At 64.5% G+C, this 25839-nt stretch carries 17 protein-coding genes and 1 riboswitch; of the genes, 11 read left to right on the forward strand and 6 right to left on the reverse strand.

Annotation, left to right across the window (positions count from 1 at the left end; genetic code table 11):
• Positions 1-208 precede the first annotated feature (208 nt).
• The 4 genes from ACLEJW_RS04600 (at position 209) to ACLEJW_RS04615 (ending at position 4915) form a co-directional block, all read left to right on the forward strand.
• A complete protein-coding gene (locus tag ACLEJW_RS04600) occupies positions 209-1375 on the forward strand; it encodes a DUF1624 domain-containing protein (protein WP_440777052.1) in 1167 nt (388 codons plus the stop codon).
• 28 nt (positions 1376-1403) lie between these two features.
• Positions 1404-1603, forward strand: a riboswitch (cobalamin riboswitch).
• Positions 1604-1750: 147 nt separating this feature from the next.
• Positions 1751-2764, forward strand: coding sequence for a FecCD family ABC transporter permease (locus ACLEJW_RS04605; RefSeq protein WP_313299511.1), 1014 nt, complete (start codon positions 1751-1753; stop codon positions 2762-2764).
• Positions 2761-3549: an ABC transporter ATP-binding protein gene (locus ACLEJW_RS04610; protein ID WP_145187125.1), complete on the forward strand. Its 789-nt coding sequence runs from the start codon at positions 2761-2763 to the stop codon at positions 3547-3549. Before ACLEJW_RS04605 ends, ACLEJW_RS04610 begins: the two co-directional genes overlap by 4 nt.
• Positions 3550-3565: 16 nt before the next feature.
• Positions 3566-4915, forward strand: a complete 1350-nt coding sequence (locus ACLEJW_RS04615; protein WP_313299501.1) for an OprD family porin — start codon at positions 3566-3568, stop codon at positions 4913-4915.
• Here ACLEJW_RS04615 and ACLEJW_RS04620 read toward each other — a convergent pair.
• Both ACLEJW_RS04620 and ACLEJW_RS04625 read right to left on the reverse strand, forming a co-directional pair.
• Complete coding sequence (locus ACLEJW_RS04620) at positions 4901-5212, reverse strand: hypothetical protein (protein WP_440777053.1); 312 nt, start codon at positions 5210-5212, stop codon at positions 4901-4903. The two genes, ACLEJW_RS04615 and ACLEJW_RS04620, sit on opposite strands and share 15 nt — an antisense overlap.
• Before the next feature lie 105 nt (positions 5213-5317).
• Positions 5318-5818 (reverse strand): GNAT family N-acetyltransferase, encoded by a 501-nt coding sequence (locus ACLEJW_RS04625; RefSeq protein WP_145187134.1) that lies wholly within the window; start codon positions 5816-5818, stop codon positions 5318-5320.
• 110 nt (positions 5819-5928) lie between these two features.
• On the opposite strand from ACLEJW_RS04625, the gene ACLEJW_RS04630 reads away from it, so the two are divergent.
• The 7 genes from ACLEJW_RS04630 (at position 5929) to ACLEJW_RS04660 (ending at position 13454) form a co-directional block, all read left to right on the forward strand.
• Complete coding sequence (locus ACLEJW_RS04630) at positions 5929-6408, forward strand: hypothetical protein (protein ID WP_145187137.1); 480 nt, start codon at positions 5929-5931, stop codon at positions 6406-6408.
• A gap of 97 nt (positions 6409-6505) precedes the next feature.
• Positions 6506-7528, forward strand: coding sequence for a UV DNA damage repair endonuclease UvsE (gene uvsE, locus ACLEJW_RS04635; protein ID WP_313299491.1), 1023 nt, complete (start codon positions 6506-6508; stop codon positions 7526-7528).
• Between the two features lie 46 nt (positions 7529-7574).
• The gene (locus ACLEJW_RS04640) at positions 7575-7985 is read left to right on the forward strand and encodes a DUF2946 family protein (RefSeq protein ID WP_440777054.1); all 411 of its coding nucleotides are present in this window, start codon (positions 7575-7577) and stop codon (positions 7983-7985) included.
• A 69-nt stretch (positions 7986-8054) separates the two neighbouring features.
• Positions 8055-10205 carry a TonB-dependent receptor gene (locus tag ACLEJW_RS04645; protein ID WP_440777055.1) on the forward strand — a complete coding sequence of 717 codons (2151 nt, stop codon included), beginning with the start codon at positions 8055-8057 and terminating at the stop codon, positions 10203-10205.
• 422 nt (positions 10206-10627) lie between these two features.
• Complete coding sequence (locus ACLEJW_RS04650; RefSeq protein WP_313299482.1) at positions 10628-11962, forward strand: MFS transporter; 1335 nt, start codon at positions 10628-10630, stop codon at positions 11960-11962.
• Positions 11963-12159: 197 nt separating this feature from the next.
• The gene (aroQ, locus tag ACLEJW_RS04655) at positions 12160-12609 is read left to right on the forward strand and encodes a type II 3-dehydroquinate dehydratase (protein WP_145187156.1); all 450 of its coding nucleotides are present in this window, start codon (positions 12160-12162) and stop codon (positions 12607-12609) included.
• Positions 12606-13454 (forward strand): shikimate dehydrogenase, encoded by an 849-nt coding sequence (locus tag ACLEJW_RS04660; protein WP_145187159.1) that lies wholly within the window; start codon positions 12606-12608, stop codon positions 13452-13454. The genes aroQ and ACLEJW_RS04660 overlap by 4 nt, the downstream gene beginning before the upstream one ends.
• A 15-nt stretch (positions 13455-13469) precedes the next feature.
• On the opposite strand, the gene ACLEJW_RS04665 is transcribed toward ACLEJW_RS04660, so the two are convergent.
• The 4 genes from ACLEJW_RS04665 to ACLEJW_RS04680 form a co-directional block, all read right to left on the reverse strand.
• Complete coding sequence (locus tag ACLEJW_RS04665; protein ID WP_440777056.1) at positions 13470-14021, reverse strand: DUF4174 domain-containing protein; 552 nt, start codon at positions 14019-14021, stop codon at positions 13470-13472.
• A 195-nt stretch (positions 14022-14216) separates the two neighbouring features.
• Complete coding sequence (locus tag ACLEJW_RS04670; RefSeq protein ID WP_440777057.1) at positions 14217-18749, reverse strand: NEL-type E3 ubiquitin ligase domain-containing protein; 4533 nt, start codon at positions 18747-18749, stop codon at positions 14217-14219.
• 90 nt (positions 18750-18839) lie between these two features.
• Positions 18840-23384, reverse strand: coding sequence for an NEL-type E3 ubiquitin ligase domain-containing protein (locus tag ACLEJW_RS04675; RefSeq protein WP_440777058.1), 4545 nt, complete (start codon positions 23382-23384; stop codon positions 18840-18842).
• 80 nt (positions 23385-23464) lie between these two features.
• Positions 23465-25825, reverse strand: coding sequence for a DNA polymerase II (locus ACLEJW_RS04680; protein ID WP_440777059.1), 2361 nt, complete (start codon positions 25823-25825; stop codon positions 23465-23467).
• Positions 25826-25839 lie beyond the last annotated feature (14 nt).

The following is a 25839-nucleotide window of genomic DNA, read 5'->3' on the forward strand; positions in this document are numbered from 1 at the left end:
GACTAACGAGCGCTTCGAGGCGAACCTCGGCGAAAAAGTTCGGTTAAATTCACGATAAATTCACGAAATTTTCATTAGCTGCCCAGCGGCGCGCCGCTGGGTCGGAGGTTTCGTGCTTGATCAAGCTAGGAAAGGGCTACCAACAATGAAACAAAAGTTATAAGATAACGTTTCATTTGACATCAATTCCTGCCTGCGACCCACTTCCATGACCAGCGCCTCAGCGACTCCCACCCTGCTCCACCAGCGCCTGCAAAGCATCGACGCCCTGCGCGGACTGGTGATCGTGTTCATGTTGCTCGATCACGTACGCGAAACCTTCTTCCTGCATCGCCAGGTTGGCGACCCGATGGCGATAGATGCCACCGACCCCACGCTGTTTTTCAGCCGCACGCTGGCGCACCTGTGCGCTCCGGTGTTCGTCCTGCTGACCGGGCTGTCGGCCTGGTTGTACGGCGAGAAGTACCAGGGCCGCAGCGATGTCTCGGCGTTTCTGTTCAAGCGCGGGCTGTTCCTGGTGGTGCTGGAATTTACCTTGGTGAATTTTGCCTGGACGTTCCAGCTGCCACCGAGCGTGGTGTACATGCAGGTGATCTGGGCCATTGGCGTCAGCATGATCGCGTTGTCAGTGCTGGTGTGGCTGCCGCGCACGGCATTGCTGGTGCTCGGCGCGCTGATCATCGCCGGGCATAACCTGCTCGACGGCGTGCATTTCGGCTTGGATTCGGCCATGCATGTGCCATGGGCGATCCTGCATGACCGCGGCTGGTTGCAGGTTTCCGAAGGCCTGCGCCTACGCACCTCCTACCCAGTGTTGCCGTGGATCGGCGTAATCGCCCTGGGTTACGCCCTTGGCCCATGGTTCGCCCGGGGCAGCCAGCCGGCCCAGCGCCAGCATCGGCTGTTGCTGGCCGGGTTGCTGGCGTTGTGCGGTTTCGTCGCACTGCGCCTGTACAACGGCTACGGCGAAGCGCCCTGGAGCGGCTACCCGAGCATCACGCAAACGCTGATGAGCTTTTTCAATATCACCAAATACCCGCCATCGCTGCTGTTCCTGGCACTCACCCTGGGTTGCGGCCTGCTGCTGCTGCGTGGTTTCGAGCGCGCGGGCGCGGCGCGCTGGATCAGCGTGCTGGCGGTGTTCGGCGCCGCACCGATGTTCTTCTACTTGCTGCACCTGTACGTGCTCAAACTGCTGTACCTGGCGTGCGTGGCGCTGTTTGGCCTCAATCAAGGTGCCTATTTCGGCTTTGAGGGCATTGGCGCGGTCTGGTTGGCAGCAGTCGCGCTAGCGGCCGCGCTATACCTGCCGGTGCGCTGGTTCGCCCAGCTCAAGGGCCGTCGCCGCGACATCGCCTGGCTCAAGTACTTCTGATTTAGCGTTTTGCCCCGGCGAGCGGATGGTCTACCATGCGGCCGCCGGTTTCCATCACGGAATCAAAAGGGAATCCCAGGCCCGCCCCAGGCGCGCCAATCGGAACTGCCCCCGCAACTGTAGGTGCCGAGCCTGCTCCATCGATGCCACTGGGTCTATTGCCCTGGGAAGGCCGGAGCCGGGCGAGGACGCACCAGTCAGGAGACCTGCCGGCCTACATTCACCAACCGGCGGGGTGTCCGGGATGGTCATCGGTGTGCCGCTGCGCCAGCAGCGGCGTGGCGATGCCTGTCCGTGCGTTCCTCCCCAGAACTGCCCGATAGGAGATCGCCCGAACATGTCTTCGCAACTCGCCCCCGTTCCAGCGGCGCGCCCATGAGAGCGCTGCTCTACAGCCTGCTTGCCGTGCTGGCGTTACTGGCGGCCGTGCTGGCCGGCACCGCCATTGGCGAAACCCGACTGGCGCCCAGCGTGGTTTACCAGGTGCTGGCCAATCACCTGTGGCAGGCCGGTTACCCGGTCGACCCCATTGATGCCGGGATCGTCTGGAACTACCGCCTGACCCGTTCGCTGGTGGCCGCAGCCTGTGGCGCGGGCCTGGCGATCTGCGGGGTGATTCTGCAGGCGCTCTTGCGCAATCCGTTGGCCGAACCTTACTTGCTGGGTTTGTCGGCCGGGGCCTCGACGGGCGCGGTGCTGGTCGGCCTGCTGGGCCTGGGCAGCTTCGCCCTGAGCATGTCAGGCGGCGCCTTCATCGGGGCCCTGGCGGCCTTCGCCCTGGTACTGGTCCTGGCGCGCGCCGCCGGCTCTGGTGCCAACAACGCGCAGGTGATCCTTGCCGGTATCGCCGGCTCGCAGTTGTTCAACGCCCTTACCGCCTTTCTCATCACCAAGTCGGCCACTGCCGAGCAGGCCCGGGGCATTCTGTTCTGGCTGCTGGGCAACCTCAGCGGGGTGCGCTGGCCATCGGTGTGGTTGGCGCTGCCAGTGGCAGTGCTGGGCTTGCTGGTGTGCCTGTGGCATCGCCGGGCGCTGGACGCCTTTACCTTCGGCAGTGACTCGGCAGCCTCGCTAGGCATTGCCGTGCGCCGCACGCAATTGCTGTTGATCAGCTGCGCAGCGCTGGTCACGGCGGTGATGGTGTCGATCGTCGGCGCCATCGGCTTCGTCGGCCTGGTCATTCCGCATGCCCTGCGGCTGTTGCTCGGCCCCGGCCATAACCGTCTGCTGCCCGCCAGTGCACTGGGCGGGGCGTTGTTTCTGATCGCCGCCGACAGCCTGTCGCGTACGTTGATCCCTGGCCAGGTGATCCCGGTGGGCGTGGTCACGGCGCTGCTCGGCGCGCCGGTGTTCGCCCTGATCCTGATCAGCCGCCGGGGGTGCCCATGACCGTCATGCAGCACCTGCAACCTGCACCACTGGCCTGTCGCGGCTTGAGCCTGCAACTGGCCGGCAATAGCGTGCTGTGCAACGTCGAGCTGAGCCTGATGCCCGGGGAAACCCTGGCCATCGTCGGCCCCAATGGCTCGGGCAAGTCGTCGTTGCTGAAACTGCTGGCCGGCTTGCGCAGCCCCAGTGCTGGCAGCATCCAGCTGCTCGGCCAGTCCCTGGCAGGCCTGCCGCGCCGGCGCGTGGCGCAGGCCCTGGCGCTGGTCGAGCAGCACGCCGACACCCTCGATGCGATCAGCGTTTACGATGCCGTCGCGTTGGGCCGCACGCCGTGGTTATCGGCCCTGGCGCCGTTCTCACGGGAAGACCGCGCCATCGTCGAGCAAGCCCTGCTTGACCTGGATGCCGAGCACCTACGAGCCCGTCTGTGGAGCTCGCTGTCCGGCGGCGAGCGCCAGCGCGTGCACATCGCCCGCGCCCTGGCCCAGCGCCCCCAGGTGCTGTTGCTCGATGAGCCGACCAACCATCTGGACATCCAACATCAGCTGAGCCTGCTGCAACAGGTACAGGCACTGGCAGTGACCACGCTGGTGGCGCTGCACGATCTGAACCAAGCGCTGACCTGCGACCGCGTCGCCGTGCTCGACAAAGGCCACCTGGTCGCGCTCGGTACGCCGCACCAGGTGCTGACGCCCGAGCGCCTGCTGAGCACGTTCGGTGTGCATGCCCATTATCTGACCGACCCGTACGACGGCGCGCGCATCCTGCGTTTCCGCGCCCCCTGAACAGGAACCCCACACCATGCCGTTGCGCCCCGCCCTCTTGCTGTTAGCCGTTCCACTCAGTGGCCTGGCGCCACTGGCCTGCGCGGACTCAGCGCAGTCACAGAGCAATGGACTGGTAGAAGACAGCAGCTGGAGCCTGTTGAACCGTACGGTGTTCGACCAGCGCGACTACCGCCATGGTGGCCGCAATGGCAGCGCGCGCAACGCCTACAAACCGCGCAGCGAGCGCAACGGCATGGCCGAGGAATGGGGTTACGGGCTGATGGGCACGCTGCAGTCCGGCTTCACCCAGGGGCTGATCGGGGTAGGCGTCGATGCCCACGCCTACCTTGGCCTGCGTCTGGACAGCGGTGGCGGGCGCGCTGGCAAGGCACGGCTGTTGGCATTGGATAACGAAGGGCATCCCAAGCGTGAATACAGCCGCGCGGGCGCGGCGTTGAAATTGCGCCTGTCCAACACGGTGCTGTCCTACGGCGAACAACGGATCAAGACACCGGTGTTCAGTTCATCTGATAGCCGTCTGCTGCCAGAAACCTTTACCGGGGTATTTCTCACCAGCAACGAAGTCGACAAACTCAAGCTGGTCGCCGGCCATTTCACCGAAAATACCGACCGTAACGCTTCCAGCCACGACCAGGGGTTCGTGGTGAACTATTCCGACGCTCGCCAAGGCGACAGCTTCGATCTCGCCGGCCTGGCCTGGAGCCCGAGCGCGGCGTTCAGCGCCAGCCTGTACAGCTCGCGCTATGCCGACACCTGGAATCAGCACTACCTGGGCAGCACCTTCAGCCACGCCCTGGACGAGACGCAGAGCCTGAGCCTGGACCTGAATCTGTATCGCACCACCGACACCGGCAAGGCGCTGTCCGGACGCATCGACAACACCACCTGGAGCCTGATCTCACGCTATACCCATGGGCCTCACGGGTTCAGCCTGGGGTGGCAGCAGGTCGATGGCAACACGCCGTTCGATTACGCGTCGCGCGGGGCGATCTACCTGGGCAACGCCGTGCAGTTGTCCGACTTCAATGCGCCGAACGAGAAATCCTGGCAAGCTCGCTACGACCTCGACATGGGCGGCTACGGCGTGCCGGGGCTGAGCCTGAGCGCCCTGTACGTACGCGGTTTCGCCATCGACGGCAGCCATGTCGATCCTGCTGGCGGCTACGCCTACTTGGGTTATGGCAAGGGTGGCAAGCACTGGGAGCGCGACTTCGAAGCCCGCTATGTGGTGCAAAGCGGCAAGGCCAAGGGCACCACGTTCTCGCTGCGCCACAACCTGCACCGGGGCAACACGGCGCAGGCGGAGCTGGATTCGGACCAGCTGCGCCTGGCCGTGGAATGGCCGCTGTCAGGCGCTTTCTGACAGCCCCCAGGCTTGACGCTCATGCTCGGTAAGCGTGGACAGCACGTCGATCAAGGCGTTGTGCAGCTCTGCGCTGACATTCTGATGCACCCGGTAGTTGCTCAGCAGATAGCGTTTCACCGTCTTCGGCCAGCTGCCGTCCTGGTGCGCCGCCAGGATGATGCCCTTGGCATCCTGGTAGCTGGCGGACGGCCTGACCTTGGTCAGCAGTTTTTCGAAATCGACATAGGTCCATTCGTCCCTGCGGCTCTCGAACGCGTCGAGCAGGTCGAGTTTGTACAGCGCAAGATGTGCCATGGGCAGCTTTCCTCCGTCATCGTGAAAACTGCGACGGTAAGCAAATCGTCCGGCCAATGAAATGAACATGACGGCTACGCAGCATGCCCCTGGGTAGGATATTTCCTAGGGCAACAACAGCTGGTGCATGTGCGTGGTGCGCCATATCGGGTCATCCTCGACATCGACCACGGTGAAGCCCTGGCGCTCCCAGAACACAATGGCCCCCGGCAGGAACGGATGGGTATGCAAGTACAGGCATTCGACCGACGCGGCCCGGGCATGCTCGCGCAGCGCCGTGACCAATGCCGCTGCCAGGCCATGGCGACGGTATTCGGGCAGGACGAACAGGCGCACCACCTCGACCACGCGGCGGCCGCGGTAATCCAATTGGGCAAAGCGGTGGTCGTAGGGGCGATAGCCGATACCTGCGATCAAGCGCCCGCGATCGCGCGCTTCGAGGAAACAGCCCGCGCCGTCCAGGTAGGTCTGGGCGAAATGGGCCAGGTCCTCTGGCAAGGGCGAATCGGCTAGCGGCGCAAACAGCGCGCGACGGGCAGCGTCGATGAACGCCACGACTTCATCGACGTCATCGCGGCTGGGGGGTTGGATGGTCCAGTGAGGCATGGCCGACGCACCTGCTATGAATGGCCGCTTTTTCTACTGCACAGGCAAGCTGCTGGCAAGCCGACACCGCTATAATCACGACCTTCTGAAGCACGCGCCCAAGGCCCCCCATGCCCCGCATTCCGATGTTGCTGCTCCCTTTGCTGCTGACTGCCGCCCTCGCCGGCTGCGAGCAGAAGCCCAGCCGCGAGCAACAGATTCTCGCCAACCTGCCCTTGCAGGAGGCGTACGAGCACAATATCCAGCGCATGGCCGCGCTGCTCACCCGCACCCACCCTCAACTCGATCAGGCCACCATTGACGCGGTGCTGCGCAAGCACCTGACGGTCGAAGACCAGCGTCAGGACCTGTTCAAGCTGTACAGCGAAAAGAACTTCAGCGATGCCGAGTTCGCCACCATCGTGGCTGCCACCCACGATCCGGCCAAGGCCAAGGCGCTGGAGCAGACCGAGCAAGGCCAGCAACTGAGCGACAAGCTCACCGCGCTGATGCGCGAAAGCGCACGCGATACGCAGGTCCAGGCGAAGGCCGAGCAACGCATGCAGCAGGTCGAGGACGAATTGCAGGCTCTGGAGCGACCGCAGCCCTGAGCGGACCGGAGGCGATCAGCGTCGCCAGGCAACGGTTTGCAGTGATCGATTTGCCCGCTGCCCGGTCCAAGCCACATCGTTCACCTGGAGACTGACCATGGCCCGCCTGGGTTTCGCCTGTATGTACCGCCACCCCCAGCGCAGCCTTGAGGTCAAGGCGCTGGAGGCCTTCGAGCGCACGTTCAATCCGCGCACCACGACCCTGCGCTGGGTATCCGGCGCCACTCAGGAGGCAGCCCGGGCCAAGCTGCTGGAACTGGTACAACACAACCTCGACGCGCAACTGCGGCTGCTGGCCTATGTTGCCGATTTGCCGCCGATGTTGCGCATGCTGCGCCTGAGCAGCGACCTGCTGCCGCTCTACAGCCACCCCAGCGCCACCGCGTTGTACCAGGACAGCGCGTTCCAGGCCTTGATGGCCGAGCGCTTCGCCGCCATCGGTGCCCTGGCCCGCGAGCGCGACATCCGCCTGTCGTTTCACCCCGGCCAATACTGCGTGCTCGGCTCGGACCGCCCCGAGGTGGTGGAAAACAGCCTGGCCGAGTTCGAATACCACGCCGACATGATCCGCATGATGGGCTACGGCCAGCGTTTTCAGGACTTCAAGTGCAACATCCACATCGCGGGACGCCTGGGCGCCGAGGGTGTGCGCCACGTATGGCCGCGGCTGTCGCAAGTGGCACGCAACGTGATCACCTTCGAGAATGACGAAAAAACCTACGGCGTGGACGACTGCCTGGGCCTGGCCGACCTCGCCCCGGTGGTGCTGGACATCCATCACTGCTGGATCCACGAAGGCGACTACATCGACCCCGCCGACCCGCGCGTGGCGCGCATCATCGACAGCTGGCGCGGCGTGCGCCCGACCATGCATTACTCTCAGCCGCCGGAGCACCTGCAAGCGCTCGGCTTCAGCGCCGAGCGCAAATTGACCATCCCTGCCTTGCTCGAACAGGTCAACAAACGCGATCTGTATGCCCACAGTGCGCAGATGTGGAACGACTGGACCAACCGGTACGCGCTGCAGTTTCTCGAGCGCTTCGACATCATGTTCGAGGCCAAGGACAAGAACCTCGCCACGCTGGACTTCTACCACCGCTATCTGCAGTCACCGAGCTGAGCGCGACGACTATCCGGGCGCGCCTGCCAGTGGTAGATTCGCCGCCATGAAGATCACCCGGCACACCCGCATACTGACGGCCTGGACGCTCTATGCGAGCGTTCTGTTCAGCCTGTTGCTGTGCGGCCTGCACCACGGCCAGATGGGCGGCTTGCGCCTGGCCGGCCTGGAAGGTGGTTTCTGCTCGATCAACAGTGAGCACGGCGTGGCCATCGACCTCGATGGCGCCGGCGGCGACCAGCATCTGGCCCAGCTCGACTGCCCGGTGTGTTCCTCGTTTGCCCTGGCAGTGCCGCTGAGCCAAGGTGCATGGGCCTACGCCATGCTACGCGCGCCGGGCACCACGCCCATCGTGGTGCGCAGCTGGGCGCAGCCTCCGCCGCGTCACCAACGCCCCGCCCTTACACCCCGCGCGCCACCCTCGCCTCTTTACGCACGTATTGCCCTTATCGCCTGACCTCATGATGGGCGCGCCTGTTCGCGCGCCTGCGGTCAGCCATGATTCTTGCGTGGAAGAAACTTCAGCATGCTGCACAAAACCTCCTTGGTGCTTTTGATGGGCACCTGCACATTTGCCTGCGCGCACGACCTTGCCGTCGAACTCGACGCCACCCGCATCGATGCCGAGCGTGAGGCAGCCACTGGCGTACAATTGGACGAACCGATCCGCACCGGCTCGCGACTGGGCCTGAGCGCGCGCGAGACGCCTGCGTCGGTGAGCGTTGCCGACCGACGCCTGATCGAGGCCCGCGATGCCAACGACAGCCAGGACGTGATCAACGCCATGACTGGCATCAACGCCTCGGCCAACCCCGGCTATGGCGGCTTCGTCAGCTACCGCGGCTTTACCCAGAATCAGGTCACCCAACTGTTCAACGGCATCAACCTGGGTTACAGCAGCGCCACCCGGCCAGTGGACGCCTGGATGCTCGACCGGGTCGAGCTGCTGGGCGGGCCGTCCTCGTTCCTGCATGGCGCAGGCGCGGTGGGCGGGTCGATCAACTACATCACCAAGAGCGCCACGCGCGACCAGCAGACCGTCGATGCCCGCGTGCGCTACGCAAGCTTCGATGAACGTGAGCTGGCCGTGGGCGTCAACCAGGCGTTGGCCAGCGACCCGGCCGTTGCCCAGCATTTCATGCGCCTGGATTTCAGCCGCAGCCAAGGCAACGGCTATGTCGATCGCAATGCGCGCAAGACCGACAGCCTGGCGTTGTCGCTGCTCAGCGACCTTTCGCCCAACCTCACGCACACCCTGGCGATCGAATATCAGCAAGACCGTGAGGATAGCCCCTACTGGGGCGCTCCGATCTTGCCGGGGCACAGCGCCATGAAGATCGACAAGCATCGGCGCTTCGAGAACTACAACGTCGCCGACGGACGCTACGAGCAACGGGTGCGCTGGCTGCGCTCGATGTTGGACTACCAGGTCGATGGCGCCACGACTGTGCACAACACCTTGTACCACTACAGCGCCCAGCGTGATTACCGCAACGTCGAGCGCTACAGCTACACACAGGCTGGCAACGTACTGCGCGCCAGCCCTTACCTGCAACGTCATCAGCATAGCGTGCTGGGGGATCGCCTGGAGCTGCGCCATGACCAGCAACTGCTGGGCCTGGCCAGCCAGTGGGCGCTGGGCCTGGACTATTCGCACATGCGCCAGAGCGTCTACCCCACCGCCGGCAATTGGAGCGATGAAGTCGATCCCGAGCAGTTCGACCCTGGCAGCTTCTACACCATCGCCGGGGTCGACAGGGGCCTGACCAAGCAGCGCCGGCATGTTACCGACAACCGTGCGGCGTTCGCCGAAAACCGCCTGCAACTGAGCGAGCGGCTGGCCTTGCTGACGGCCTTGCGTTATGACTACCTGGACATGCACGTGCGCAACTACGGCGCGGTCAGCGCAAGTTCTCCGGCGCGCTTCGAGCGCCGCTGGGAGCCGCTGTCGGGGCGTGTGGGCCTGACCTACGCGCTGACGCCTGCAGCCACCCTGTATGCCCAGTACAGCACCGCCGCGGACCTTCCGGCAGGCTCCCTGGCGGCGGCGACCTACGCCAACGTTGGCCAGTTCGACCTGTCCAAGGGCGAGCAATGGGAACTCGGCAGCAAGTTCGACTTCTGGCAAGGACGCGGCGCCGCCACCGTCGCGCTGTACCAGATCGTGCGCAAGGATTTTGCCGTGCGCGATTCCGGCAACCCCAATCTGACGGTACAGGCCGGGCAGCAGACCTCGCGCGGCGTCGAGCTGTCCGGACGATTGCAGCTCACCGCCAAGCTGCTCGCCGAAGGCAACTACGCCTATGTCGATGCGCAGTACGACACCTTCAACGAAGCGGTCAACGGCGTGTCGGTGTCACGCAAGGGCAATGCGCCGGTCAATGTTCCGTCCCAGGTCGCCAACCTGTGGCTGAGCTACGATTTCACCTCGGCTTGGGCGGGGGGTGTGGATGCACGCTATGTCGGCGCGGTCTACGCCGACAACGCCAACACCCTCAAAGCGCCGGGCTACACGCTGTTCGGTGCCTTCGTCCGCTACCGAGTGGATGAGCACATCAGCGTGACTGGACGGGTACGCAACCTTACCGATCAGGTCTACGCCAAGCAGGCTTATGGGCAGCAGTACTACATGGGCCCACCCCGCACGCTGGAAGTCGCAATGGACATGCGCTTCTGAAGCCGTGTCGGTGCCTGCCGGCGCAGCAGGCACCGACGTTGGGTGTACCCTGTTCAGCCAACTGCTGTCCATGCATGGAATTTCAAGTTGGGGGAGCAACTGACTTCATCGATTCCTGCAGCCAACGCTTTTCCTGTGAGCGCGGGCCGCTCCCACAATAAAATCGCTAATGGGTCTAATAAATCGGCAAAACGGTTGCTCCCACAAAAATCTCTGCACTCCAGCCATTCAGCAAGACCGCGCCATCGCGCCACGGCCGAAGATGGGAGGTCAAGCGTTGGCGGCTCTATCAGGCATCTTGAGGTCGCCCTCGACGAAGCGCGCCACGCCCTGCACCGGTTAACTGGTTGCCGATAACAACGATGGCGCGCCTGAGCGCGCCACATTCTTCCAGGCTGCCCATGGAACCGGAGAGCTTCCGTATGTCCGCATCGCATGAGGTATCACCCGCCACCCTGCGCAGGGTCATCGCCGCTTCAGCCATTGGCAACTTCGTCGAGTGGTTCGACTTTGCCGTATATGGTTTTCTCGCCACCTTGATCGCCAGCCAGTTCTTCGCCAGCGGCGATCCCAGCGTGGCTTTGCTCAAGACGTTCGCTGTGTTCGCCGTAGCCTTCGCCCTGCGTCCCCTGGGAGGCGTGGTGTTTGGCGCCTTGGGTGATCGCCTGGGGCGCAAGCGCATCCTGTCTTTGACGATCCTGTTGATGGCTGGCTCCACCACCCTGATCGGTCTGCTGCCGACCTACGCCAGCATTGGCCTGGCGGCACCGGTGTTGCTGACCTTGGCGCGCTGCCTGCAAGGCTTCTCCGCCGGTGGCGAGTACGCCGGGGCCTGTGCCTATCTGATGGAGCACGCGCCGCGCGACAAACGCGCGTTCTACGGCAGTTTCGTACCGGTTTCGACCTTTTCTGCCTTTGCCTGCGCGGCAGTGATCGCTTACGGGCTGGAGGCCAGCCTGTCCGCCGAAGCGATGGCCGCCTGGGGCTGGCGCATTCCGTTTCTGGTGGCTGCGCCGCTGGGGCTGGTGGGCCTGTACCTGCGCTGGCGCATGGAGGAAACCCCGGCGTTTCGCCAAGCCCTGGCCCAAGGCAAGGAGCATGAACACTCCCCGCTCAAAGCGACCCTGCGCAATCATGGCCGGGCGATTCGCAACCTGGGCATGTTCATCTCGCTGACGGCCTTGTCGTTTTATATGTTCACCACCTATTTTGCGACCTACCTGCAACTGGTGGGCAACCTGACCCGCGCCCAGTCCCTGCTGGTGACCACCGTGGCGCTGCTGTTCGCCGCCGTGGGCTGTCCACTGGCGGGTGCTTTCTCCGACCGGGTCGGGCGGCGCAAAACCATCGGCTTCACCTGCCTGTGGGTAATGGTCTGCGTCTTTCCAGCCTATTGGCTGGCCAGTTCCGGCTCGATGACAGGTGCTTTACTGGGCGTCATTCTGCTGGCGGTGGGGGCATTGAGCAGCGGTGTGGTGACCGCGGCCTTGCTGTCCGAGAGCTTCCCGACCCGCACCCGCTACACCGCATCGGCCATTACCTACAACGTGGCCTACACCTTGTTTGGCGGGACCGCGCCGTTGGTGGCAACTTGGCTGATCAGCCAGACTGGCAGCAGCCTGGCACCGGCGTTCTATCTGGTGGCGATCGCCCTGGTGGCGCTGGTAGGCGGCCTGGCACTGCCGGAAACATCACGCATCTCCTTGCACGATGACGCACCTGACGAGACTAACCCAGTAGCGCGCCCCTCCCACTGACAGCCGCAAGCTGCAAGCTACAAGTAAAAGCGCGTTCGCGTTTAGCCTGGCGCTTGTAGCTTGCCGCACTGCCGGCCTTCGAGCCGTAGCGGTTCGGTAATCGCCCACTTTGCTGCCTCTGCGACACCCTGGCCGATTGACTCAATTAACCACCCAGTACAAACATAGGGCATTCAACAACAACAAAGTGATGCCCCATGACACCCCTCATCCTTGTGCTCAACGGCCCTAATCTGAACATGCTGGGCAGCCGTGAGCCCACGCAATACGGTCATGAAACCCTTGCCGACATCGCCCAGGACTGCGCCAAGACGGCGCGCGCCCTCGGCTTGGGCCTCGAGTTCCGCCAGACCAACCACGAAGGCGAACTGATCGATTGGGTCCATGCCGCGCGCGGCCGCTGCGCGGGTATCGTGATCAATCCGGGAGCGTGGACGCACACTTCCGTAGCCATTCGGGATGCCTTGCTGGCCAGCGAGGTGCCGGTCATCGAGGTGCACCTTTCGAACGTGCACAAGCGCGAGCCCTTTCGCCATCTGTCCTTCGTGTCTTCCATCGCCGTCGGTGTCATCTGCGGGCTGGGCAGCCACGGTTATCGCATGGCCTTGAGTCATTTCGCCGAACTGCTGATGGAGCCCTGCCCATGAGTCGATCGGCGATTCTCGCTGGCCTGATCGGCCGCGGTATTCAGTTGTCACGCACCCCCGCCCTGCATGAGCACGAAGGCGATGCCCAGCAATTGCGTTACCTGTACCGATTGATCGACGCCGACCAACTCGACCTGCCGGACAGCGCCTTGGCGCAATTACTCGACGCCGCCCAGCACACAGGTTTCACCGGGCTCAACATCACCTATCCGTTCAAGCAGGCGATCCTGCCGCTGCTCGATGAACTGTCAAACGAGGCGCGCGGCATCGGTGCGGTCAACACGGTCGTCCTCAAGGATGGCAAGCGCATAGGCCACAATACCGACTGCCTGGGCTTCGCCGAGGGTCTGCGACGCGGCCTACCAGGCGCCACCCGGCGCCATGTCGTGCAGTTGGGCGCGGGCGGTGCAGGCTCGGCGGTGGCGCACGCGCTCTTGAGCGAAGGGGTCGAGCGCCTGGTGCTGTTCGAAGTGGATCAGGCACGTGCCCAAGCACTGGTCGCCAACCTCACCCGTCAGTTCGGCCCCGGGCGGGCGGTGCTGGGCACGGCGCTGGCCGATGAAGTAGCCGCCGCCGACGGTCTGGTCAACACCACGCCAGTGGGCATGGCCAAGCTGCCCGGCACGCCGCTGCCCGTGCACCTGCTGCATGCACGGCTATGGGTGGCAGAGATCATTTACTTTCCGCTGCAGACCGAACTGCTTGGCGCCGCCCGCGCGCTGGGCTGCCGCACCCTCGACGGCAGCCACATGGCGGTGTTCCAGGCGGTGAAAGCGTTCGAGCTGTTCAGTGGCAGGCAGGCCGACGCCGAGCGCATGCAGGCGCATTTCGCCCGCCTGTCCTGAAGCATCTGACGCCGATCAGTCTTCCAGTGGCTTGGGCGGCGCCGCAGGTTTGGCCGGCTTGCCAGGCTTGCTGTCCTTGGCCCTGGGCTCTGGCGTGGCGGCTACCGGTTCCGGAGCGACCGCTGCTTTCTCCGAGGCCGGCAGCTCATCGACGGCCTTGAGGATGGCCTGCGGATCGATCTTCTCGCCGGAGTCATCATCCTTGAGCACATGCCGCTCACCATCCATGCCGACCAGAATGACTTTGGTGCCTTTGCTGGCGCCGAGCTTGAGCTCACGAATCAACGCCATGGTGGTCTGCTGCTCGAGGTTCTTGTCGTCGCGTTTACCGACCATCTGCGCGACGCTATAGAGCACCAGCTTGCGCTCCTTGAAAGCGGCCTGGGTGGCGGAGTCTTCGAGCGCCTCGTTCAACCCGCGCAGGGTTGGGTCGGCACTGCTGGGCGCGATCACCACCAGGGGACGGGCTTTGCCCACCTCCTTGGCCAGCGGTGCATCACTGTCGGCGGCCCACAGTGGGCCTGCGAGGGCGAGCAAGGTGGCGAGGGTCAGCGACCGAACGAGCATGCGTATCTCCTTATTCTCTCGATAAAGCAAAAGACTACAGATCATGGAGAAAGATCCGACGTGCGAGCCTAATGCACCGTTGCCCGGGAGGCTTGTAATAGAAGGTAACCTGTCATTTCAGCGAGCCCCCCGGCAACAGCCAGATCGACACCGGCTGTTACCTTGAGCATAGTCCAAACTCAGGCACAGCAGGGCCTAGGGCTGACCTATCCCCGCCGCTTGGGCGCTTGTCTCGCTGAGCAGAGGCAGGGTCAGCGTACGCATCAAGTGACGTCGGGCTTGCTCTCGTTCATCACCGATGGCGTTCATACCTTGGGTGTAATCAGCTTCATCGGTGGCTTGTGCCTGGCGGGTCAACTGCTCCAGGCGCTCGTGAAACGGTGCGTCGAGCGCCTCGAAGCGCTCGCGGTAAGCGCTTTGCAGATGGTCCTGCCAGAAGGTGCGGCTGATCAACGAATCAGCCAGATTGGCCGGGGTCTCATCGACGATCAGGGCCTGACGAGCACCGGCGATGCGCTGCGCGTTTACCCCAGAGACGGCCTCGAACAACATGTCTTGCGGCTGTGCGGGCAAGTCGAACTCGTCACGCAAAGCCAATCGGTAAGCCAAGCCCACTTCCACTTGGTCCGGGTCGCCACCGCTGGCCTGGCGCGCCTGGATGTCGGCCAGCACCCATTGATCGAGGCGGTCCAGACGCCACAGCTGACGGCCCAGGTGCAGCAACGCGGCCTGACTGTCACCGGCCACGGCGTCGGCGCGGGCGCGCCACACCAGCATGTGCAATTCGAGGTTGCTCAAGCACAGCGCTGCGCCGTCCTGGCAATGCAGGGTCTCGGTCGCTTGGCTGAGTAATTCCTCGGCCAAGGTGGGATGGTCGATCATCGCACCCATCATTGCGAACACACGATTGGCCAGCGCCTGCGGCCGCTGCTGGAATTCAGCTGCAGTTTGCAGCAGCTGCAGCATGTTGAAAAAGTCGCCGCTACCGGGCAGCGCCTCGACTTCATCCCACGTCGACGATTGCAGGCCGCGTTCCGTGCTGTCGGCAGCATCCAACCAAGCCTGGCGAGACGCCGCACCCTGCTGCGCAAGCGCGCCAAGCTCGGGAATGGCGTTGGCTTGCATGAACACGTGAAGCCGTTCGGCTTCAGCTGCAGTCAGCGGATTGTTCTCCAGCATCACTGAACTGCTGATCCAGATGGGCGAACGGTAGAAATGCATGGGCAAATGGCTGATCTGGTTATCGCGCAAGTCCGCCACCAACAGCTCCAGGCGGTCCAGCAGCCCCGGGGGAATGCTGTCTAGACCGGTTGCCCGAAGGTGCAGGCGGCGCAAACGCTCCAGGCGGTACAGCGGGAAGGTTCGCGCCAGTGGGTTATGCGACAGGTTGATGTATTCCAGGCGCTCGCAGTTACCCAACAGCGATGCCTGTTCGGCATCCAGCACGATCGCGTTGCGATACAGATCCAGCCGGGTCAGACGCTGCATCTGCAGCAGCCCAGGGGGCAAGCGCGTCAGCTGATTGTTTGAGAGTTCCAGGGTCTCCAGGTTGGGGAAGGCCTGCAGGAATTCCAGCGGAATATCGCCCAGGTTCATGTCCAGCAACGACAGTTCGCGCACATGGGCAAAGCTGGCGGCGGGCGGCAGGCTGGGCAGGCTGCCAAGGTCCATTGCCCAGACGCTGAGCCGGTAACCCTCCGGTAACTGCGGATGATCAGCGCCAACCGTGGCACGCCGCTGCCAGCAGTTGATCAAGGTTTCGCGAAAGTAGCGGCGCTCGGCGCGTTGCGACGCATCGCCGCTGTTGGCCGTCCATTGGTGCAGGTGGATATCCAGCGCTTCGAGCTCGCGCGCCAGACGAGCAACGGTTCGCTCGACCGACTGCCCCCCATTGTGCACATCATTGACCCACGCCATGACCTGAGCATCGTTGAAACCTGGGTACAGCATACGCACCACCGCGAACAGCGCTGCCGGCCTGCCGCGCCGGGCACCACGGCCACTGAGCGGATAGCCGATGCGACCGTCGGGCAAGCGCCGTGGCGGTTGCCACCAGCCCCTCGATGGTCGCACTGCAAGGAGCTGCTCGACCTGCGCACGGTTGCCCCGCAAGCGCTCGGTCAGCCATTGGCGCAGGCCAGGCGCGCCAGGCCGGCGGATACCCAGGCGAGCCCGATGCCGCTCGTCCAGGCCGTGGGCCAGGGCGTCGAACACATCACCGGCCTCGCCCAGCGCGCGACCCCGAGCGTCATACAACTGAAAGCGCCCATGCTGGTGCACCACATCGTAGGATTCGACGCTGCCAGGCTCACCGTAACTGGCCAGCTCGACGCCGTGGGGAGCGTCCTCGAGCAAACGCCAACGGCGCCCAGTGCTCCACTGGGCGACCTGATCGCCCAGCGCCAATGCCAGCCGCGCCGTGTCAGCCGGCTGCGTTGTCTCGATGAAAAAACCCTCCACCGCGCGCGCCAGGCGAATGCGTCGGGCCATCGAGCGCGCCTGCTGGGCCAGGCGCAACGGTACCCGCCCCGCCTCCAGCAGCCCTCGCTGGGTGCCGGCTGATGCAACCAGCTCGGCAGCGCCGAGCCGATGCAGTGTGGGAAACTGCCGGCGCAGTGTCGCAAGTGCTGGCGTATCAGTTAGCTGCAGCGCGTCGTAGCTCAGCTGAAAAAGGCTGCGACGCTGGGCCCTGATATCCTCGGCGATCGAGCGCCCAGACAGCCCGTGGCTGCCACGTAGATGCTCGGCCCATTGCTGCAGCAGCGTGTCGGTGACCGGTTCGTCGTCCTCGAGCGCCGCGAGCACACCGTCGATGCGCTGATTGAGCAGCGCGCGCATCATGCTGTCGGTCAGCTCCGCGCCTGGTGGTTGCAGATTGACGTGCAACGCGCGCAAATGTTCGGCGTCGAGCCCCAGGCCAAGCAGCACCTGCTCGATACGCTCAGGCAGCAGGTCTTGAAACCCGCTGCCCAGGCGGCGAAACAACTGTGCGGTTTCAGACCATGTGCCCGGCTGCTCGAACCACAGGCGCCAGGCCCCAGCGTTATTGTGGTGAAACCGCGGCCAATAGCCCTGCTCGCCCTGTAGCTGCCAATGGCCGTCGCTGGCGCGTTGCGCCACCGGATAGTGACGGCCTTCCAACGCAATCCAGTTGCGCTCCCCGTGATGCAAGACGCCCAGGGCATCTTCACGAGCCGCGGCTGCAGGTGTCTGCCGATAGCCCTGGGCAAGCTGTGGGTCGACCAGCCGGACCGAGCCGTCTTCCAGGTAGGCCGGGATCAAGCTATCGACCCAGGGCGAGCGGGCCCACATACCCCGTGCCAAGGACACGCCAGCTGCTGTGGCGCCCATCCAGGCAAGGTCGCCGGCGACGTTGAGCAGATGATCCAACGCCTCACTGCTGTCCCCTTCCCGCCAGGCTTTGGCCCCGTGGTAAACCTCGCTGAGCAACTGCGTGGCAGACACCGCCAGCAACGCCACGCCCAACACCGGGATGAATAGGCCCGCCAAGTTGAGCAGGGTCCAGCCCTCGGCAGCCAGGCGCTGATCGTGCGCCAGGCGCACCGCTTGATCCACCCGGGCGGTGGGCACAGCGATCATCGCTGCATCGTCCTTGAGCTGATCGATGCGGGCATCGGCCAGGCGGGCGAACAACGGCTGCCGATAAGCGCTCATGTGCTCGTCCAGAGCGATGTTCGCCAGGTCCGACACATCGGCGTAGCCGCTCTGCACCGCGCCAAAGAAGCCCTGGCTGTGCCGGCGTCGAACGAAGCGGCTGAAGAACCGCTGATAGTCCGCGTTACGCAGGCGTTTGCCCAGTGCATTGGCGAAGTGGCGCAGATCGGCATGGGCACTCCAGGCGCCTTGGGCATCGCCCGGAATGTACGCCAGCACGCGCCAACTGGTGGTGCGCAGCACGCCTTCGTCCAGTACGTCGAGGATGACGATCTGCTCCAGGTCCACCCCAAGCAATGCCAGGCGCTTGGCCACCACCGGTCTCGCCTCCAGATGCAAGGGCTCATGCAGCTGACACAACCGGCTGATCAATTGAAGCTCGGCGTCGGTCAACGTTCCTTGCAGCCTGGCCAGGTGGGCATCGGCCAGCATCGTGTGGCGGTAGGCGCGCTCCATTAGCGAGGCTACGCTGGGGCGCTCGGCGCTCGGGGCTGCTCGCAGGCGTTGCTCCAGGCAGTGCTGGTAGGCGCCGCCCAAGTCCAGCGCGCGGCAAAGCGTGGCAAATTGCGTGGCCGGCAACGGCTTGGCCAGCGGCGTGCGCGGGTTCAGCAGGCGATTACCCTTGGGTTGCCCGCCAGCTAGGGTTTCGTCTTCAGCGAAATTACGCAGCGCGGCTTCCAGCAGTGGCATCTCGCGGTAGACCACTTCGGTCAAGTGGGCGCCGACTGGCTGGGAGTTGATGACCGGTTGTCGATACCCGGCCAGAAATTTCCAATGCTGGCTGGCAACCGCCTGGCCCTGCTGCGCGGCGAGCGCTTGTTCCAGCCGGGGCTTGGCGAACGCCTCGATGCTCGGCAGGTCGGCCAAGGCGGCGTTGACTCGCTGACGAAAGTACTGGCTGAGCTTGAGCGCATCGGTCAGGGCAGCCACCTGATGGGGGCTGCCTGCCCGCAGCCAGGCAGGCAAGCGCTGCGCGATCAGATCGTCCTGAAACATCTGCTCCAGGTCCAGCGGACCGGGCAGTCGAGCCTGTGCAAGGGTGGGAGTGGCCATGAGGCGTCTCTTGTGCATGAGGAGACGCCAGCGTAGGAACCGGCCTCGGGCAAGCGGCGCTAGATACCTAGCACCTAAGGGTGCTAGCCGTCACAGGGTCAATGCGTCCGCTTGCGGCGCGCTGATGGACAGCGCGTCGAGCGTGATCTGCAGCATCAGCGCGTGTTCGGCGTGGCGTTGCTCGGTGTATACCTGGGTGATCTGCTCCAGCCGTTGCGCTTCTGGCTGTTCACGGTCTTCCTCGAGCGCGTCAAGGCGCTGTCGAAACGGCGCGTTACCCGCCTCCAGCCGCTCAGCCTGACTGATACTCAAGTAACTGCGCCAGAACTCGCGGGCCACCAGCGACTCGGCCAGGCGCTCATCAGTCTCACGTTCGAGGACTTGCGCACGGGCCAGCGCAGCACGCTCGTCGCTGACCCCTGACACACCCCGGTACAGCATGGCGGTGGTCTGCAGCGGCAAGTCCAGTTCGGTGCGCAGTGCGGTTCGATACGCCAGCATCACCTCGATCTGATCGGGATCGCTGCCCGCCTGGCGGCGCTCCTGAATATCCAGCAGCGCAAGGCGATCGACTTCGTCCAGGCGCCACAACTGCCGACCCAGGCGTAGCAATGCCTGCTCACGCTGGCCCGCCGCCGCGCCGTGTTCGGCGCGCCAAACCAGCACTTGCAACTCCAGGTCGGCGAAACGCAGCGCGACGCTGTCCTGGCAGGTCAATTGGTGGGCACTGCTGAACAACGAAGCGCGCAACGTGCCATCCTCATGCATGACCTTGAGCATGTCCATCACGCGTCTTGCCAGGGCAAGCGGACCACGCGGTTGGCGATACTCGGCAGTACTCAGCAGACCTTCGAGCAAGTCGAAGAACGCCTCTGAACCTTCCACGGCTTCCATTTCATCCCAATAGGCCCCCAGTTCAACGCGCGCCTGCTGGCCGATGCTGTCCATCCAGCGCAGCCGTTGCGGCACCACCTGCGAAGCGCCGCCTGGCGCAGGGTGGCGTGCCCGCAATGCCAGCTGCAGGCGCTGCGCCTGCGCGGCTGTCAACGGGTTGCCACGCAATTGCACATCACCGCCGACCCACAACGGCGAGGCGTAAAAATCCTCAGGCAGTTGCGTGATCAGATTACTGCGAATATCCAGCCTGCGCAGGCGGGGGTGCGCGACGACACCGTGGGGCAGTTGGTCAAGTTCGGTATGGGCCAGGTGCAGCTCGTCCAACCGGCCCAGTGCACTGACGGAAAAGCCGCGACCGAGCGGGTTGTACGCCAGATTGATGTAGTTGAGCTGTTCGCAGCAGGCCAGGATGGTCGACTGCGCAGGGTCGAGCACGATCTGGTTGTTGGACAGGTCCAGGCATTCCAGGCGACGCATCTGCAGCAGCGGTTGGGGAATGCGCGTGAGTTGGTTATTCGGCAACTCGAGGATGCGCACATTGGCGAACGCCCGCCAGAAGCTGTCGGGCACCGATTCGATGCCCATGCTGCGCATCGACACCACCAGCACGTGGTCGAAGCTGACATTCGCTGGCAATTCAGGCAGCGCCCCGGGCTGGGCGCCGTACAAGCTCCAGCGGTAACTGGCACTGAATACCGAGGCATGGGCGTCGCCGCCGGCGCGGCGCTGCCAACAGGCGCGCATGGCTTCCCGGAAAAACCGCCGCGCATCCCGCTGGGCGTCGTCGCTGGCCGAGCGCACCCAGCCGTTGAGGCGATCGTTCAAGGCCTGGTACTGGCGCTCCAGACGCGCCAGTTCGTGGGCGACGTTCAGCCCGGCGCCAGAGGTTTGTTCGAGCCAGGTGAACAGTTGCACGTCGGTAAAGCTGGGGTACAGATCGCGCAGACGCGCCAGGGCCGAGCGCGGCAGCCTGCCGCCCCACGCGCCCGCTGGCCCCCTGCCGCTAAGCGGATAGCCCAAGCGCCCATCGGCCATGCGCAGCACAGGCCGCATGGCCCCAGCCGCTGCCCGTGCCGACGGATGCAGCAGGCGCTCCACCTCTGCCGTGTGTGCTTCGGCCTGGCGGGTGATTGCCGAACGCAGCCCCACGGCAAACGGGGAACCCAGATCCAGCGCCTGGCGCAGGGGTTGGTCGAAAGCGCCAGCCAGCACACTGAACAGCTCGCCTGGCGCAGCAACGGCCTGGCCGCTTGCCTCGAGCAGCTGATAAAGGCCGTTGCGGTGCAGCAGGTCGAAGGCGCGCCCCTGGCCCAGGTTTGCCGCCAGCAGCGGCCCTTGCAGGTTGGCCTCGAATAGCCGCAGCCGTGGCACCGCCTGGCTGCCGGCGAGGTGGTCGAGCATGCCCAGGGCCAGGCGCGCATGGTCAGCCGTTTGCGGCACATCCAGGTACAACGCCTCCCGCGCGCGGACGATCCGCGTGCGGGTCACGCAAGCCCTGGCAGCTTCTGCCAGACGCAGCGCAACTCGCCCACTGGCGTGCAAACGCTGACGTTCGCCGGCGCTGGCTGTGCGCAACAAGTATTGGGCATCCAGGTGGTGCAAGCCTGGGAAAATCCGGCGCAGCGTGGTGATCTCAGGCGTCTCGGTATCCTGGATGGCCTCGTACACCTGCTGGAACAGCACTCGTCGATTCTGCATCACGTGCTGGACCAAGCGCTCTCCTGCAAGCTGCGCTGCGCCCGGCAAGCGCTGGGCATGCGCGAGCAACATGGTGTCCGCGACCGCCCCGCCGCGCCGCAGGTTGGCAAGCAAGCGGTCGATTCGGCGGCTGAGTTGGCTGCGAATCACGCTGTCGATCAAGCCGGCAGACGGGGCCTGGCTGAAGACATGAAGCGCACGCAGCTGATCGGCGCTCAGCTCATGCATGTTCAGCACCTGATGGATCTGCCGTGCATCGAGGTCTGCAAATCGTCCGCCCAGGCGTCGGAACATACGCGGTACATCGTCCCATTCGGCAGGTTGTTCGCTCCACCCCCGCCAGGCGCCGGCACCGTTATGCCGTAATCGTGGAGCATGCCCAGCGATGGGCAACAGCTGCCAAGGCTCGTCGTGCACAGGCTCGCGCACGGGATAGAACTGGCCTTCCATTTCAATCCAGGCTTCAGGACCCAGGCGGTGCACGCCGAGCGCATCACGCCTGGCGCCTGGCCCTGGCGGGCTGCCGCGGTACGGACTCAGATCGCCGTCCCACAACGCCTGGCTACCATCCTCCAGCTGTGCAGGCACCAGACTGTCTACCGCCCAGGCGCGTGCCCAGACTCGCTGTGCTGCGGCGAGGCCTGCGGCCGTCGCGCCCATGACTGCCACGTCTTTGGCTACATGCCCCAGATGCACCAGCGCCTGGCGACTGGCGCCCGCATGCCAGGCATCGACCGCCTGAAACGTCTGCTGCAGCACTTGCCAGGCCGTGACCGCCAGCATCACGCTGCCTAGCGCCGGGACAAACAGGCTTGCCATCCCCAGCAACGTCCAGCCTTCGGCGATCAGGCGCTGCTCGTGGGCGGCCTGCACGGCGCGGTCGAGCCGGGCAATCGGCATCAACAGGGTCGCCGCGTCATCTTTGAGCTGGTCAATGCGCGCCTGGGCCAGGGATTCGAACAACGGCGCGGGGTAGTCGCGCAGGCTTTCATCCAGGTCGATGTTGGCCCAAACGGGCAGATCAGCATAGCCTGCCAGCACCTGGGCGAAAAACGCCTGGCTGTCGCGCCTGCGCACGAAGCGGCTGAAGAAGCGCTGGTAGTCTGGTTGGCGAAGGCGCTGACCGAGCACCTTGCGCACGAATTTCAGCAGGTCGTCATGGGCATGCCAGGGCCCCTGCGGATCGCCCGGAATGTAAACCAGCACCCGCTTGGACGAGCTGTACAGCGGTGCGAAGGTTTCGTTGCGTACATCGAGCACCACGATTTGTTGCAGGTCGCATCCCAGCACCTGCAACTGGCGGGCGATCACCCGATGACCGTCGAGGCGTCCTGGCTTGCCCTGGCGCCACAGATCGATGACCAGTTGCAGTTCCGCATCGCTCAAAATCCGCTGATAGCGCGCCCTGAACGCGTCGACCAGCATGCTGCTGCCGGCCAGAGCGCCAAGCCACACCTTGACGTTGGCCGGCACCGCCGCAGGCAACAGCACGCTGTCCAGGTGCTGCTGGTAAGCGCCGCCCAGATCCAGCTCGCGGCACAGTTGTGCGAAGGCCTTGGCGCTGATGCCCGGGACCTCACGATTGGCGTCGTCGCGCAGGCCCGCATGGGCAGGCAAGCCGCCCGCGCCGGCCTGCCAGGCGGTGAAGTTGCGCACTGCGGCTTCCACCAATGGCACCTGGTAGTACACCTCTTCGGTCAGCGGCACGTGGATGGGCGCATAGCTCGACAGCGGTATCTTGTAGGCGTTGCGAAACCATAACTGGCGCAGCGGTACGGCGATGGCGTAGCGTTCGATCAACGCTGCCTGCAACCTGCCCTCGACGAAGCGATCGATTGGTTCGATGGCCGCCCATCGAGCGCGCAGACGCAGGCGCGCATCGACGCACTGCTGCAGCGCCGCATGGAGCACGTCAACGCGGGCCGGGCTCCAATCGTGCACCCAGGTGGGTAAGCGTTGGGCGAGCAGATGGTCTTGATAACCCTGCTCGGTGGCGCGCGTCCGCGCGTTGCTGATCGGTGATTCAGAGGCGGATGTCATGTGAGCTAACCTGCGCGTGGCGAAAAGCGCGAAGCTAGGGTCTGGCCGCATACCGAGGCAGCTAACCGGCTAACACCTGCCTAGAACAACAGCATCTGGCGATCGATCAACGCTGTGAAATCGTCGCCGACGAAGGGCAGGATCGCGTCGGCGATGGGTTTCAATTGCCGCTCCAGGTAGTGTTCGTAGTCGATTGGCGATGGCTGATGCTCCAGCGGCTCCGGGCCTGCTGTTGTCATCACGTAGCTGATCGAGCCGCGGCGCTGGTACTGGCGCGGGCGACCAAGCCGATCGTTGTGCTCGTCGGCAAGGCGCGCTGCGCGTACATGCGGCGGCACGTTGCGCTGGTAATCGGCAAGCGGGCGGCGCAGGCGCTTGCGATAGACCAGCAGCTCGTCGAGCTCACCGGCCAGGGTCTGGCGCACATAGTCACACACATACTCGCGGTACGGCTGACCGCGGAAAATCCGTCCGTACAGTTCCTGCTGGAAGCGCCGAGCCAGCGGCGACCAGTCGGTGCGCACCGATTCTAGGCCCTTGTAGACCATGTCCTCGCTGCCATCGGCGCGTTGCACAAGCCCCGCGTAGCGTTTCTTGCTGCCCTCTTCGGTGCCGCGGATGGTGGGCATCAGAAAGCGTCGGTAATGCACCTCCAATTGCAGTTCCAGGGCGCTGACCAGGCCCAAGGTAGCTTGCAGGTGCGCCTGCCACCACTGGTTGACCTGCGCCACCAGCGCCTGGCCGATGCGCGCTGCGTCCGCTTCGTCGTGGCTGCTCTTGAGCCAGACAAAGGTCGAATCGGTGTCGCCGTAGATCACTTGGAAACCTTGCGCCTCGATCAGCGCGCGGGTCTGGCGCATGATCTGATGCCCGCGCAGGGTGATCGACGACGCCAGGCGCGGGTCGAAGAAGCGACAGCCGCTTGAGCCAAGCACGCCGTAGAAGGCATTCATGATGATCTTCAAGGCTTGGGAAAGCGGTGCATTGCCTTCGCGCTTGGCCGCTTCGCGGCCCTGCCAGACGCGCTCGACGATCGCCGGGAGGCAGTGCTGGGTGCGCGAGAAGCGCGCGCCGCGAAAACCCTCTACCGAATGCTCGTCATCCGCCTGGCGTAAGCCTTCGACCAACCCCACTGGGTCGATCAGAAAGGTACGGATGATCGACGGATACAGGCTCTTGTAGTCCAGCACCAGCACCGAATCGTAAAGCCCTGGTCGCGAGTCCATGACGAAACCGCCGGGGCTGGCCTCATCGGCACGGCTGCCCAGGCTTGGCGCTACGAAGCCCAAACGGTGCATGTGCGGAATATACAGGTGGCAGAACGCGGCCACCGACCCGCCGCTGCGATCCACCGCCAGCCCTGTCACCGAGGCGCGCTCCATGAGGAAGTCGAGCAGCCGGGTATGGGCGAATATGCGCGTGACCAGCTCGCAGTCCTTGAGGTTGTAGCGGGCCAGCGCCGGCTTGTCCTCGGCGAACCGGCGGTTGATCTCGTCCATGCGCTGATACGGGTTATCGATGGCCTTGCCCTCCCCCAGCAAGGTCTGCGACACATTTTCCAGGCTGAACGAGGGAAAGCTCCAGGTCGCCGCGCGCAAGGCCTCGACGCCATCGATCAGCAGCCGACCCGGAGCGTCCACGAACACGTGGCCACCGCCAGCGTGCCGGCGCAGGTTAAGCGGCGCGCCGTTACGCCCGAGCGTCAGCGGTACCTGCAGGGCCTGGGCATGTTCGTGCAGCAAGCGCAGGTCGAACTGGATCACGTTCCAGCCGATGATCGCATCTGGATCGTGCTCGGCCATCCACTGGTTCAGGCACAGCAGCAGATCCGCGCGGCTCGCGCAGTAATGCAAGGCGAAGTCGACCGCGTCGGCACAGCCGTTGGCAGGCCCCAGCATGTACACCTGGCGCTGCCCGCAGCCCTCGACGGCAATGCTGTAAAGCTCGCCGCGTTCGCTGGTTTCGATGTCCAGCGAGGCCAGGCGCAAGGTTGGGCGGTAACCGGGCGAGGGCTTGAGCTGCGCCTCGCAATACACCCCGTGCTCATCGAGGCGGCCGACGAACTGCACAGGCGCGGTGATGAAGCGCTCCATCAAGTAGCGGTCCGGCGGGCGAATATCCGCCTCGAGTACTTCGATGCCAGCGGTGCGCAGGCGTTGTTCAAGCTGCATCAACTGGCGATGCTGACGGGTGTAGAGGCCGAGCATCGGGCGCTGATCGAAGTCCTTCAGGCGCAGCGGCTTGAGGTATGCACCTGATTCGCTGGCCAGCAGCAACCGTGCATGCTCGGCCTGGGCCTGGGCAATGAACGCCACCGACTCCTGGGGCGCCAGGCGCAACAGGCGCGGCCCAGCGTCGGTGGCCAGCCAGAACTCCACGCACGTGCCGTCGGGCGTGTCGTACCAATGCCGGGTCAGGATAAAACCCTGCTGCAACTCCACCGCGTCGACCTCTG

Origin of the sequence: Pseudomonas sp. SMSB3, from assembly GCF_052041965.1 — a bacterium.
GTDB lineage: Bacteria > Pseudomonadota > Gammaproteobacteria > Pseudomonadales > Pseudomonadaceae > Aquipseudomonas.